The 13,451-nt window shown below is 44.6% G+C and carries 13 protein-coding genes; 9 read left to right on the top strand and 4 right to left on the bottom strand.

Going from position 1 to position 13,451, the window contains the following annotated elements:
* The first annotated feature begins 50 nt into the window (after positions 1 to 50).
* The 5 genes from ABWT76_RS02980 (at position 51) to ABWT76_RS02960 (ending at position 5,917) form a co-directional block, all read left to right on the top strand.
* Complete coding sequence (locus ABWT76_RS02980; RefSeq protein ID WP_082348961.1) at positions 51 to 1,460, top strand: nicotinate phosphoribosyltransferase; 1,410 nt, start codon at positions 51 to 53, stop codon at positions 1,458 to 1,460.
* Positions 1,461 to 1,561: 101 nt separating this feature from the next.
* Positions 1,562 to 2,245: a nicotinate-nucleotide adenylyltransferase gene (locus ABWT76_RS02975; RefSeq protein ID WP_072160857.1), complete on the top strand. Its 684-nt coding sequence runs from the start codon at positions 1,562 to 1,564 to the stop codon at positions 2,243 to 2,245.
* Complete coding sequence (locus ABWT76_RS02970; RefSeq protein WP_082348960.1) at positions 2,163 to 2,924, top strand: NUDIX domain-containing protein; 762 nt, start codon at positions 2,163 to 2,165, stop codon at positions 2,922 to 2,924. The genes ABWT76_RS02975 and ABWT76_RS02970 overlap by 83 nt, the downstream gene beginning before the upstream one ends.
* Positions 2,925 to 3,058: 134 nt before the next feature.
* Positions 3,059 to 4,801, top strand: coding sequence for an NAD+ synthase (locus ABWT76_RS02965; RefSeq protein ID WP_190878630.1), 1,743 nt, complete (start codon positions 3,059 to 3,061; stop codon positions 4,799 to 4,801).
* Between the two features lie 189 nt (positions 4,802 to 4,990).
* A complete protein-coding gene (locus ABWT76_RS02960; RefSeq protein WP_313890620.1) occupies positions 4,991 to 5,917 on the top strand; it encodes an Rpn family recombination-promoting nuclease/putative transposase in 927 nt (308 codons plus the stop codon).
* A 51-nt stretch (positions 5,918 to 5,968) separates the two neighbouring features.
* Here ABWT76_RS02960 and ABWT76_RS02955 read toward each other — a convergent pair whose 3' ends face one another.
* On the bottom strand, positions 5,969 to 7,222 hold the full coding sequence (locus ABWT76_RS02955) for a serpin family protein (protein WP_054468395.1): 1,254 nt from the start codon (positions 7,220 to 7,222) through the stop codon (positions 5,969 to 5,971).
* On the opposite strand from ABWT76_RS02955, the gene ABWT76_RS02950 reads away from it, so the two are divergent.
* A complete protein-coding gene (locus tag ABWT76_RS02950; RefSeq protein ID WP_255353227.1) occupies positions 7,223 to 7,351 on the top strand; it encodes a hypothetical protein in 129 nt (42 codons plus the stop codon).
* Positions 7,352 to 7,357: 6 nt separating this feature from the next.
* Here the strand turns inward: ABWT76_RS02950 and ABWT76_RS02945 are convergent, their stop codons facing one another.
* The gene (locus ABWT76_RS02945) at positions 7,358 to 8,185 is read right to left on the bottom strand and encodes a metallophosphoesterase (RefSeq protein ID WP_054468423.1); all 828 of its coding nucleotides are present in this window, start codon (positions 8,183 to 8,185) and stop codon (positions 7,358 to 7,360) included.
* Between the two features lie 162 nt (positions 8,186 to 8,347).
* Positions 8,348 to 8,764: a hypothetical protein gene (locus tag ABWT76_RS02940; RefSeq protein ID WP_054468393.1), complete on the bottom strand. Its 417-nt coding sequence runs from the start codon at positions 8,762 to 8,764 to the stop codon at positions 8,348 to 8,350.
* A gap of 424 nt (positions 8,765 to 9,188) precedes the next feature.
* On the opposite strand from ABWT76_RS02940, the gene ABWT76_RS02935 reads away from it, so the two are divergent.
* The 3 genes from ABWT76_RS02935 (at position 9,189) to ABWT76_RS02925 (ending at position 13,046) form a co-directional block, all read left to right on the top strand.
* Positions 9,189 to 10,187, top strand: coding sequence for a pentapeptide repeat-containing protein (locus ABWT76_RS02935; protein ID WP_354635610.1), 999 nt, complete (start codon positions 9,189 to 9,191; stop codon positions 10,185 to 10,187).
* A gap of 277 nt (positions 10,188 to 10,464) precedes the next feature.
* Positions 10,465 to 11,445, top strand: a complete 981-nt coding sequence (gene dmeF / locus ABWT76_RS02930; RefSeq protein WP_354635609.1) for a CDF family Co(II)/Ni(II) efflux transporter DmeF — start codon at positions 10,465 to 10,467, stop codon at positions 11,443 to 11,445.
* Positions 11,446 to 11,660: 215 nt separating this feature from the next.
* Entirely contained in the window at positions 11,661 to 13,046 is a 1,386-nt protein-coding gene (locus tag ABWT76_RS02925) for a cell wall metabolism sensor histidine kinase WalK (RefSeq protein WP_054468391.1), read from the top strand.
* Here the strand turns inward: ABWT76_RS02925 and ABWT76_RS02920 are convergent.
* Entirely contained in the window at positions 13,015 to 13,344 is a 330-nt protein-coding gene (locus ABWT76_RS02920) for a hypothetical protein (RefSeq protein WP_054468390.1), read from the bottom strand. The two genes, ABWT76_RS02925 and ABWT76_RS02920, sit on opposite strands and share 32 nt — an antisense overlap.
* Positions 13,345 to 13,451 lie beyond the last annotated feature (107 nt).

Raw genomic sequence — 13,451 nt, 5'->3', positions numbered from 1 at the left:
TTTGGTAAAATCTACTATAATTAAACCATTGAGCCAAGGAGCGACAGGATATGGCAATTGATAATGAAGGGAATTATACCCCTCGGCCAAAGTCGATTTCGATGATGGGAGATGATCCGCAACTGAATATTACTTCAGAAGATTACAGCCTGTTGACGGATCTATATCAGTTAACGATGGCCGCTTGCTATGCGGGGGAAAGTTTGGCCGATCGCCCCGCCAGTTTTGAGCTTTTTGCCCGCCGCTTACCGGAAGGCTTTGGCTATGCGATCGCGATGGGTTTGGAACAGGGGATCGAATATTTGGAAAAATTCCGGTTTCACGAAGATCAAATTGATGCGCTGCAAGCAACGGGAATTTTCGCCAATGCGCCAGTACAATTTTGGTCTTTGTTAGAGTCGGGCAAGTTTACCGGGGATGTGTGGGCGGTGCCCGAAGGGACGGCAGTGTTTGCCAATGAGCCGTTGTTACGGGTGGAGGCCCCTCTGTGGCAGGCGCAAATTGTGGAAACATATCTATTATGTACTCTAAATTATCAAACTCTGATTGCGACGCGGGCGGCGCGGTTGCGAGATGTGGCGGGACCAAAGGCGATGTTGTTGGAGTTTGGCACCCGACGGGCGTTTGGTCCCCAGGCTTCTATGTGGGCAGCGCGGGCGGCTTTGGCGGGAGGTTTGGATGCTACGTCTAATGTGTTGGCTTCTTTGAAATTAGGCCGTAAGCCAGCAGGGACTATGGCTCATGCTTTGGTGATGGCTTTGACCGCCCTGGAAGGCAGCGAGATGCAGGCTTATCGGGTGTTTCATACTTACTTTCCCGGTGCGCCGTTGTTGATTGATACTTACGATACCCTGAATGCGGCGAGTCAGTTGACAGAACGGGTGAAGCAAGGTGAGGTGGAGTTAGCGGGGGTGCGTTTGGATTCTGGGGATTTGGTGGATTTGTCCCAGAAGGTGCGATCGCTGTTGCCAGAGGTGCCAATTGTGGCTAGTGGAGATTTGGATGAGTGGGAAGTTGCCCGATTAAAATCGGCGGGCGCTTGCATTGATGGCTATGGGTTTGGGACTCGCTTGGTGACGGGAGATCCGGTGAATGGGGTCTATAAGTTAGTCGAGATTAATGGTATCCCGGTGATGAAGCAGTCTAGTGGCAAACCCAGTTATCCCGGACGCAAGCAAATATTCCGCCGCTACAAAAATGGGACTGTTGAATGCGATCGCCTGGGTTTGATGACTGAAGATCCCCTGCCGGATGAAGTACCGTTATTACAACAAGTGTTTCAAGGGGGATATCGAGTCTCGTTACCAGAAACCTTGGAAGAAATTAGTAGCCGGACGAGTAATTCGGTAGCCGCTTTGCCGGATACTGCCCGTCAGCTAGAAAACCCCATTTCTCCGACCGTCGAAATTTCTGAGCAGTTGCAAGCTTTGACAGAGAAAACTAAACAAAATAATCAATAGTGATTGGTTATATAGTGGTTGGTTATAATTTGCTATCTGCAAGTCTCGTTCCTTTAACTAATGACATAAAACTACCGATAACCAAAAGATGGTAATTAAATATGGGAAAAATTGCCTTATTTGGCACTAGCGCCGATCCGCCGACTAGAGGGCATGAAAAAATTTTGATTTGGTTAGCGGATCGCTTCGATCGTGTAGCAGTTTGGGCTGCGGATAATCCCCTAAAACCCGGGCAAACCTCCTTAGAACATCGATTAGCCATGATGCGGTTACTCACCGCTGAATTAGCGAGTTCTAGAAGTAATCTGGGTTTTTATCCAGAAATTAGTCATCCCCGAACTATTGAGACGGTGCAGCGATCGCGAAGAATTTGGCCGAATGATTCCTTTACCTTGGTGGTGGGTTCAGATTTAATTGCCCAATTGCCCCGTTGGTATCGGGCTGAGGAATTATTGCCACAAGTAGATATTTTAGTTGTGCCTCGTCCTGGATACCCAGTAGATGATGAACAAGTGAAAAAGATTTCTCAACGAGGCACTTTTGTAAGCATTGCCCATGATTTACAAGTACCGGCAGTTTCTTCTACGGAATATCGGCAAAGGGGCAATTCAAACCCGGTAATTCCGGCAGTAATTGAAGCTTATATTCAACAGGAAAACTTGTACAGATATCAAAAAAATATTACGGATATTAAGGCAAATAATGGCAGCACCTATAGAAAACCCTCTGCGATCGATTTATCAACGTCAACCCACATTACCCACAACCCCAAAAGCGAACTTTAAAGTGGGGGTGGATAATGTAATTTTCTCGGTAGATATGACCCAAAATCGTTTATTAGTTTTGTTGGTCATGCGGGAACGAGAACCGTTTTTAGGTAAGTGGAACTTACCCCGAACTCTAGTCCGGGAACCCGAATCTTTAGAAGAAGCAGCTTACCGAATTTTGGCGGCCAAAATTCGGGTAAACAACCTCTATTTAGAGCAATTATATACTTTCGGTGGCCCAGGACGTGACCCCCGTGAGTTAACCCCACCGAGTCAGCGGTATTTATCCGTGAGTTATTTTGCTTTAGTCCGTTTTGAAGAAGCAGAATTAATTAGTACCGGAGGACGGGGAATTGCTTGGTATCCCCTGGATGAATTGCCGGAATTAGCCTTTGACCATCAGGAGATTTTGCAGTATGGTCATCGGCGACTTCGCAATAAGTTAGAGTATAGCCCGATCGCCTTTGAAGTGTTACCAGAATTATTTACTTTAAGTGATGTTTATCAACTTTATACCACTGTTTTAGGAGAAAACTTTTCCGATTATTCTAATTTTAGAAGTCGCTTACTCAAACTAGGCTTTTTAGAAGAAACTGGCTTAAAAGCTTCTCGTGGTGCGGGGCGTCCGGCTACGCTGTATCGCTTCGTTCCAGAAGCATTTGCCCCTTTAAAAGATAAACCTTTAGTGTTTATTTAATTTCAAAAAATCAGGAAATATATTAATTATTTTACAGCAAATTATGTTAATATAAAACATTGCTGAATCAACAATCAACAAACAAGAATCAAGAAACAAGAATCAATATTCACTCTAACAAATAACCAAACAAAATGAAAATTGCGATCGCTCAACTCAATCCGACCATTGGAGACTTAAGCGGCAACGCCAAAAAAATTCTCCAAGCGGCTGAACAAGCGGCCAAAGTAGGAACTCGATTATTACTAACCCCTGAACTTTCTTTATGTGGTTATCCTCCCAGGGATTTACTATTACAACCGAGTTTTATTCAGGGAATGTTAAAACAACTGAAAAACCTGGCAAATCAATTACCAGCATCAATGGGAGTTTTAGTTGGGGCAGCCCAAGAAAATGCCCAAGCGGAAACCACCGGAGGCAAACCACTATTTAATAGTATTTTTTGGTTAGAAAATGGCGAAATAAAACAAGTATTTCATAAGCGACTGTTGCCCAGTTATGATGTATTTGATGAATATCGCTATTTTGAACCGGGAAATCAGGTTAATGTTTTTAAATTAAACGACAAATTAGATGACAGGGATCTAAAAATTGGTGTGACTATTTGCGAAGACTTGTGGAATGATGAGGAGTTTTGGGGGAAACGGCAATATCCTTGTAATCCCATCGCCGAATTAGCCCAAGAAAAGGTGGATTTAATGATTAATTTATCCGCTTCTCCTTATACAGTAAATAAGCAAAAAATCCGGGAAGCTATGCTGCGGCACGCGGCGCAAAGATATCAGACTCCGATAATTTATGTCAACCAAGTAGGTGGCAATGATGATTTAATTTTTGATGGCTACAGTGTGGCATTTAACTCCTCTGGGGAAATGGTCTGTCGGGCTGGGGCTTTTCAAGCGGATTTAATTACTCTAGAATTGAATGAAAGCCAAAAGTCTTTACATTTAATACAGTCAAGTTCCCAATTAAACTCTGTAGAATTAGCTCCAAAGAGTGAAGATGAGGAAATTTTTGCCGCCTTAGTTTTAGGGGTCAAAGACTATGCCCAAAAATGCGGTTTTTCTCAGGCATTGCTGGGGTTAAGCGGGGGAATCGATTCGTCTTTAGTAGCTGCGATCGCTGCTGCCGCATTAGGGTCAGAAAATGTCCTGGGAGTGCTCATGCCATCCCCCTACAGTTCCGATCATTCGGTAAAAGACGCCTTAAAATTAGCGGAAAATCTGGGGATTAAAACTCATACTTTAAAAATTGCTGATTTAATGGCAGATTATGATAAATCTCTTGGGGGTTTATTTGCGGGGTTGCCCAGTGATGTCACGGAAGAAAACCTGCAATCACGGATTCGCGGTAACTTGTTAATGGCGATCGCCAACAAATTTGGTTACTTGCTGCTTTCCACCGGCAACAAATCAGAAATGGCCGTGGGTTACTGCACTCTCTACGGGGACATGAATGGTGGTTTAGCCGTCATTGCGGATGTGCCAAAAACGCGAGTTTATTCTATCTGTCACTGGTTAAATCAATGTCCTGAGATGATTGGTAATAATATGGGCAAAAATACCAGAGAAATTATCCCCGAAAACGTCTTAACCAAAGCCCCCAGCGCCGAACTCAAACCGGGGCAAGTGGATCAAGATTCTCTGCCTGCTTATGACATTTTAGATGATATCCTGCATCGGTTAGTAGAAAAGCACGAATCAGAAGCAGAAATTGCGGCAGCGGGACATAACCCAGAAACGATCGCCCGTGTGGTCAAATTGGTGACTCGTGCGGAATTTAAACGCCGTCAAGCCCCTCCAGGATTAAAAGTCACCGATCGCGCTTTTGGGACTGGCTGGCGGATGCCCATTGCGGCAAGAGTAGTGAAAGGATAGTCAAAGGATAATTGAAAATCAAATAGCCACGGGTTTAAACCCGTGGCTACAAGACCAATTCCCCAGGGAAATAGATGAGAAGCTGAATTTACGCTAAACTAAAAGAAAAATTAAAATTATCACCCAATTACCCAGGCTAAACCAATCAAGGAGAAACACCCATGAAATTCATTAGCCCAAAAACCGACTTTGCCTTTAAAAAAAATCTTTGGTTCCAGCGATAGTAAGGATATTCTCATCAGTTTCTTAAATGCCTTAATCTATGATGAACAACCAACCATCAAAGATTTAGAAATCATCGACCCCTACAACTCCCGACCCATCGTGGATTTAAAAGATAGTTATCTGGATGTAAAAGCGGTCTTAAACAATGGGTCAACGGTGATTATTGAAATGCAACTGCTTTATGTGGGAGCCTTTGAAAAAAGAGTCGTAGATAATCTGGCCAAAACCTATGGAAATCAACTGGAGTCCGGGGCTAGATATTCTCAGCTTAAGCCGGTGATTGCCCTGACAATTACTGACTTTATTATGTTTAAAAATAGCCCGGAAGTGATTAGCAAGTTTTCCTTTAAAGAAGACCGGGCTTTATTTGATTATCCTCACCAAGAAATGAAAATGGTGTTTGTGGAGTTGCCGAAATTTAATAAGACTCTAGAAGAGATAGACCATTTAGCAGAAAAGTGGATTTATTTCCTCAAAGAAACCCCAAATTTACAAGTGATTCCCCCGAAAATGGCCGAAGTACCGGAACTGGATAAAGCGTTAAAAATTGCCAATCGAGCGAATGTCAGTCTCACGGAATTAGAAGAAATGCAAAAACGAGAAATGTGGATTGAAGATCGTCGGGGTGAAATTACTTTTGCCAAAGAGCAAGGACTAGCTCAAGGGCTGGCTGAAGGACGCTTAGAAGGAATTTCTCAAGGGGTCGTCCAAGGACAAATGGGTGTAATATTACGTCAACTGGAACGCCGATTTGGGGAAGTGCCGGAAAGCGCGATCGCACAAATTCAGCAGCTATCCGTTGACCAATTAGCCGAACTAGCGATCGCTATTTTAGACTTGCATAACCTAGAGGATTTATCCCAGTGGTTACAGGAAAAATTAAGCCATTAACACCACCAGGAATCATCCTCAAAAAATCACATTATTTTCCCAGGAAAACTGCTATGGATCCACAATCGAACCCATAAATAAAATAGTCCCGGTTTGATCATCCCGAATTACCGAGAAAAATGGGCGATCGACCACCATTGTAAACGGCGGTGGTGGCGCCGAAGTGGCGACAATTCCCACAGAAGTTGATGCCGCTGCTTCCGTGCCTTCTTCGTTCACTTCAATAAAAGTTTTATGCTTCACTTGGGAAATATAAGAATCTTCAGAAGTAATGCCAGAAAAATCCGCTTTTTCTGGGTCAAAAGCCACTTCCATTCCTAAAATTTTCAGAGTTTCATTCAACACCATTTCATACTCTAATTGGAAGCGGGGCAGAGTAATAGAACCGGGGACAAGTCGAAACAGATTCATCCATTGTTCCCAATTTTCAGGGGTTAGATTTTCATAAAAGCTGGCTAGAGTTACATTAGGTTTTGGCAGAAAAACATAAAAACTCCAGCGTCCTTCACCGTAGGGAAGACTAACCGCTTGAAAAGTATCGGTTTCATAATAACGATAATCCCCAAATTGATTCATTAATGGGTGCTGTTTCGTGCTACCATCGAGTAAGGTAAATGCAGCCTCTTTGGTGGCATCTTTAGCAAAGGGTTTTGCCCAAAGTCCTTTAAAATAGACCGCATTAATCAGAAACATAATTTGATTCGGGTCTACTTGATCGACAATTTTTTCTATTTTATCATTAGTATTAGTTTTCACCCAATTGTTAATTGTCGAAAGTGACTGAGGATCGTTAAAGTCTAGCTGACTTAATTCAGCGCTGTATGATTCCGCGACTCTTTGGATAAAATCCGGTAAAAAAGTGGTGGTTTTGCTTAACCACAGAGAGTTGGCAATATTTACTTGCACTTTTGGGTCTGCGGTAGCCAAAGATTTTTGTAAATTACTATGACCTTGGTTGACTTGTTCTAAGGGAATGTTAGCAATTTCCAAAGTATTGGCGATCGCGCTTTGGGTTTCTGCTTTTGCCCCGTTATAGGTCATAGACAATGCGGCACTAATACTCGCGGGAGAAATAAAAATATTCTCATCCGCTGCATTTTCATCGGCTGCTTGGCGATAAAGTTCCGTAAAAAGTTTAAAGCCAAACCGGGTATTGGCTAAAATCACTGGGTTGACTTCAGCCGAATTCATCGCCATTGTCGGTTGAGCCGGAATAATTTCTTGGGTAGTGGGTTGACTGCTACAACCGGCGATTAATAAATTGAGAATGGCCAAACCTGTCACCGCCGTTAAAATAAGTTTCATTTGCCTAAAAAAGTAAGTTTTCAAGAAGAAACCCGGTTTCTTGGATCAGCCGTTGGCAAAAACCAAGTAGGGGCGAATGGCCATTCGCCCCTACTAGAAACCGGGTTTCTGGGTTCAGCGAGTCCTTAAATATCTCTACAATAGCGTAATCACCGTCACTTCCGGGGCACAAAATAGGCGACCGGGGAAATAAGTGCCTAAACCGCGATTCACATAGAGAAAATTTTGGTTAATTTGATGTAATCCCTGACTCCATTCCCAATGACGAATGACTTTATCCGGTTTTTTATTGATCGAGGACAGGCAACGGCTTAAAGGTTGGGGAATCATCTGACGAATTTTTGTCAACTTAGGCGCTAATGGACCAATTCTGGGTAAGACAATTTGCCCCCCGTGGGTGTGACCGGAAAGTTGTAAATCAATCCGCCATCGAGACATCATCGCAGCCGTGTCAGGATGGTGGGACAGAACGATGCGGGGAACTTGTTCCGGGATATGGGGAAACACCGCTTTGGGGTTAAATTCACCAGAGTAGAAGTCGGCCATGCCCACTAAGGCCAAACCGTCACCAAAAGGATAAACTATTTGGTTCCATAAGACCTGAATCCCAATACTGGTCAGGGCTTGAATTATTTCAGTTCGGGATTCGTTTGGTTTAATATCATGGTTGCCTAAGATGGCATAAATCCCCGCGCTACTTTCTAAATGTTTGAGTTGCTGGACTAAATGATGAATCGAGTTTGGTTTATCAGTGACATAATCGCCGGTCAGGAGCACTAAGTCCGGTTTGGCCGCATTGCTGGCGGCGATCGCCTCAAAGAGTAACTGTTCTGAAAGTCCCCAGCCTTCATAATGAAAGTCCGATAATTGCACAAGTTTAGTGCCTTTGAGGGATTCTGGCAGATGGGAAATGAGAATATTTAATCGTTCAATTGTTAACGATCCAGTGAAGAATTTATGCATACCTGGAATCAGGGGCGACATGAGATTTCAGAATAACAAATCTCTTCCGCTTTCGGAGGATTTGCCGGTTCTGAAATCTTTTGTCAGATTAGTGTTGCGCTCGTGCGATCGGGAAAAAAATTCCCTGGTTAATCGTACTCAGATGGTTAAAGGCTCTGTTAGTTAATTAACTGACTCATCTTCAGCAGAGTGACGGAAGATTTTGCCTAACATAAACTGCGGGGGGAACTGCGGCGGCAATGACGACCGCAGGCGATCGCGATCGGCATCTGGTGGTTGAACACAAATCGCCGTTTGCTTAATTCCCGGAAGGCGGCGATTCACTTCATTTTGGAGGCGATCGCTGCGGGCAATCAGTTTTTCTAACACTTCTTGGGAAGGCGCCACGATAAACAAAGTGTTTTCTCCTGCGGGAGAAGGGGCAATCCCAAAAATGCATTCACTGAAAAGCGCTTGGGTAGAATAGTCAAACGACTCACACAAGCGCTTAAACAATGTTTTGTAGAAGGATTCCGAGAGATCGCGATTCCCGGAATCGGATCCTTCACAGGAATCGTCAAAAATAGGATGAGAGAACATAGTCGATTCTGCAATAGAGACTCTTTGAGTCTTGGAAAAAATCTTCCTCAGACTTATTTTAACGATTTTTCACCACTTATAAATAGAAAAATTCTCAAAGTTATCATTCCATTAAAAGTGATTCACAAAGTGATTCGCTTTGTTTAGGGTTAGGCTGGTGACGCCCGGAGGCACCATGAGAGTAATTATGAGTGCGAGGGAACGAGAGAGCAGAGGGTCAATCGATCTTGGAACCTGCCACAAAAACCGCAGTCTAACAACTTTTAGCGCGATCGCCTGTCGCGCAAAGAGGTGGCCGCACTCAACATTTACAGTCCATATTTACAGTCCATATTTACAATTCATATTTAGCCATTACCGATAAGATGCAACTAGGTCGGAAAGCAATCTCCTAAAATATCTGCGCCAACGAGGGGGCTATCGATTGAAAATCAAAAATTACCGACATTCTCGCTTAAACAGCTTAACAATGATTCCCCGTTACATCAGAAAAAGCCTGACCATCGTTTTTATTGCTTTGTTAATTATTCTCTGCGAAACAGTCCCCTTTACGGTAGGTCAATCTATTCCCGAAGGTGCTCCGCACCGCGGCGAAGGCCGCGAACGCCGCTATAACCCATCCGACTTCACACAATTGCAACAAACCAAAAATTGTGCCGGTTGTAATCTTATTGGTGCGGATCTCAGTGGTTTTGATCTCCGGGGAGCCAATCTCCGCTCCAGCAATCTAACCGGCGCCACCCTCAGAGGCAGTGATTTAAGAGCAGCGGATCTCAGTGGTGCCAACCTGAGCAATACCAACTTAGAAAACGTCAACTTTAGAGGCGCAGAACTTACCGGCAGCAACCTACTCAATGCCAACCTTCGTCGGGCGCAACTGGTAGGAGCCAACTTATTCTTAATTAACCTTGCGGGTAGCAACCTGGAAGAAGCTAACCTGAGTGGCACGAATTTGAGTGAAGTTTTTCTCGAACAAGCCAACCTCCGGGGAGCCAATCTCAATGGAGCTTCCCTGAGCAATACGCAAATGACTGGGGTGAACTTAGCCGCCGCACAACTCAGAGGTGCCGACCTCAGCAGTGCCAATTTAGCCCAAGCCAACCTAAGTCGGGCTAGTCTAGACGGGGCGCAAATGCCCGGTGTCACCCTGAGAAATAGTCAGTTGATGAATACCAGCTTTCGTGGCACTAACCTAGAAAAAGCTGACTTGGAAAATGCCGACCTCAGAGAAGCTAACCTAATTGGCGTCAATTTACTCCGAGGACAACTGTTGAATGCCGTGTTGATTTCGGCTCAAACTCAGGGGGCTGATTTCACCGAAGCCAATTTATTGAGGGCAGATACGACCAATACCAATCTTAGAGACGCTAATTTGTGTAATGCGATTATGCCTGATGGGAAAAAGGGTCGTTGTCCTGAATAGCGTGTGCAAGAATTAAAAAATTAAAAAATTTACTTTCATCAGCGGTTTGTCCGTAAGGCTAAGGAGTTTACAGGGAGTAAAAAAATTATAAGCTAGAGATTACAGCGGTTTTCTGTTGAATAGACCACAGATGATTTGGTAGGGGCAAAGCATGACCGCATTCGAGGGTTAAAAGCAGAGATTTAATGAGGTCATGCTTTGCCCTAAGCGAGATTTGTGGTTGACCAATCTGAAAACCGCTATAAGAATTCAGCCCAAGTCTTTTGTGAGAATTTTTATGCACATCCATACCCTTGAAGAATGGCAACACGCCCATGATTTTTCTGTTGAGCGACATGAAGCAGAGAAAAAAACCAAAATAGTCCTGTTACTGACAGCCGTAACAATGGTGGCTGAGATTGTCGCTGGTACAACCTTTGGTTCCCTGGCTTTGCTGGCTGATGGTTGGCACATGGCCACCCATGTCGGAGCCTTTGGAATTGCCGTGTTTGCCTATCAATATGCCCGGAGAAATGCACGCAATCCTAAATACACCTTTGGCACCGGCAAAGTGACTGTACTGGGTGGTTTTACCAGTGCAATTGTGCTGGCAGTGATTGCGCTGGCGATCGCCGTCGAGTCATTGACTCGTCTTTTTCAACCGACATCGATTCAGTTCAATGAGGCAATCTATGTCGCAGTGATTGGATTATTTATCAATCTTGTCAGTGCTTTCCTATTACACGATCATCACGATCATCACGATCATCACCACGATCATCACCACGACCATGACCACGACCATGACCACCATGACCACCACGATCATAATCTTCGTGCTGCTTATATTCACGTTTTAGCGGATACATTAACTTCTCTTTTTGCCATTATTGCCTTATTCGCGGGCAAGTTTTTAGGTTGGGTTTGGCTGGATGCGGTCATGGGTTTGATTGGTGCATTAGTGATTGCCAAATGGTCTTATGGATTAGTGACTGAAACCGGTGAAATCTTGCTGGACGGATCAATTGATAAAGACATCAATTTGGCAATTTTAAATGCAATTGAGCAAGACTCGGATAATCGAGTCACCGATCTGCACGTTTGGAAACTGAGCGAAAATCATCTAGCGGCGACCATTTCTTTGGTGACACATTATCCTCAGCCACCAGAATATTATAAGAATTTACTTAGCCATATTCCCTCTCTTTCTCATGTCCTAGTTGAAGTGAATCACTGTCATGGGGAACCGTGCATCAATTTGCAGAAACAGACGATATAAGTGGGGTGTGGGGTGTGGGGTGTGGGGTGTGGGGTGTAGGGGAGCCGGGGAGGACAGTGGTAGGGGCTTTTCCGTGGCGGTGGTTGCCCCGGAGCGGAGGAGCGGAGGAGCGGAGGAGCAAACAACAAAAGAATCCCTACCCAACAACAACGAACAAACAACAACCAAAGAATCCCTACCCAATAACCAACAACCAATAACCACAAAAAGAAGTTATGTTTCAAACCACTCGCCGTCGGTTAGCTCTTTGGTACACCACCGTCACCGCGATTTTACTGCTGGTATTTGCCACAGGTTTTTATTTTTATGTGCGGAATACTTTAATCGATCGCATCGACGATACCCTCAAGCACGTGGTGGAAGTAGTGGAGCGATCGCTGGTGATTTCACCGAATTCTCAAGGTGGATTGCGAGTTAATGTCGAAGCCAGTTTTCGCAATAATACCAACGCGGTGGAAGACGATCATATTGATTTAGAGTGGTTTAGTCCTACGGGAGAGTTACTCTGGGCAACGTTTTCTGAGTCCTTAAATCTGCCCTTGCATCCCAACCGGACTGGAGAAACAGTGCATTTAGTGGGCAATAGTCACGAGTTGTGGTTACGACAAATTACCGAACGAGTGGAATATGGGCGACAGGTCTTAGGCTATTTGCGCGTGAGTCATCCCTGGTTTGAATTTACTAAACCCATTCGACAATTGATTTGGGATTTAAGTGTGGGGACAGCGGTGATGGCGATCGGTGTGGGGGTGATTGGTTGGTTGCTTTCCGGGCTGGCGATCGCCCCGGTGCGCGAATCTTACCAAAGGCTGAAACAGTTTACCGCCGATGCTTCCCACGAACTGCGGAGTCCGATCGCGATAATTCAAACCAACGTGCAAGTAGCCCTAGCGGATCCGAATCTGGAATCCGCCACCCAACGATTACAGTTACAAATGATCGAACGCTTGACCAGACGCTTAGGGCGATTGGTGGACGATCTATTATTTCTAGCTAGACAAGATAGTGGCATCGTTCAACCCAATTGGGAAACGGTGCATTTGGATGAGTTGCTGATTTCTGTGATTTCTGAACAACAAGCGATCGCCACCGAAAAAGGCATTACCTTGTTTCTGGATATTGCCACACCCCAGGAATTCTCCCCAGAATTAGAAGCGGAAATTGTCTCGACAGGAGATCGGGGCAATATCTTCAGCCTGCGGGGGGACAGTCAACAATTAACCCGACTGTTTACGAATTTATTAACCAATGCCCTGCAATACACTCCCACTGGGGGAGATATTGAAGTGAAATTACAGTGCGATCCCCTAAACTTTCGCCAGGGACAGTCTCCACCTTTACAGATAAAAGTCAGGGATACCGGCATTGGTATCCCTGCTGAGTCGTTACCACAAATTTTTGAGCGGTTTTATCGCGTCGATCCAGCCAGACATCATTCTCATCAAAGTGAGGCAAAGTTTTCGCCGACTGGATCGGGATTAGGGTTAGCGATCGCCCGCGCCATTGTAGAAAATCATCAAGGACAAATCCACATATCTAGCGAGGTGGATCGAGGAACCACGGTGACTGTTATCCTACCGGGGAAAAAATTTCCCGATTAATCCCACTACAAGCGGCACAAGCACATCCAGGTAAATCTTTTAATCCATCATTGACGTTTCTGGTCAGCCAAATTTGGGATCCAGAAACTCCGTGATTCTTCCAAACAGCAGCCAAATCACCGCGCACTTGGGAGAGGGGAGTTTGAGGATGTACCACCGACGCGATTACAGTTGGGTTATCGGCCATCTGTGGAGTGCGATCGGTTGCGGCCATTGTTGGTTCTGCCAGTCCCAACCAAGAGGCGATCGTCAAAGCCAGCAACAAATACAATGCTGGAGATAATTTTGATAATGTCATCGTGATAAATTCCCTCGAAAAATTCATAAAAATTTATAAATCATGGTCGTGAATCTATTATAATTTGTTCCCACCGAGACTGTCATCCCCACGGATATCTGTAAGAA

The sequence above is a fragment of the Planktothricoides raciborskii GIHE-MW2 genome (assembly GCF_040564635.1).
GTDB classification, from domain to species: domain Bacteria; phylum Cyanobacteriota; class Cyanobacteriia; order Cyanobacteriales; family Laspinemataceae; genus Planktothricoides; species Planktothricoides raciborskii.
Note: the sequence above shows the minus strand (reverse complement) of the source record. Positions and strands in the feature narration are given on the sequence as shown.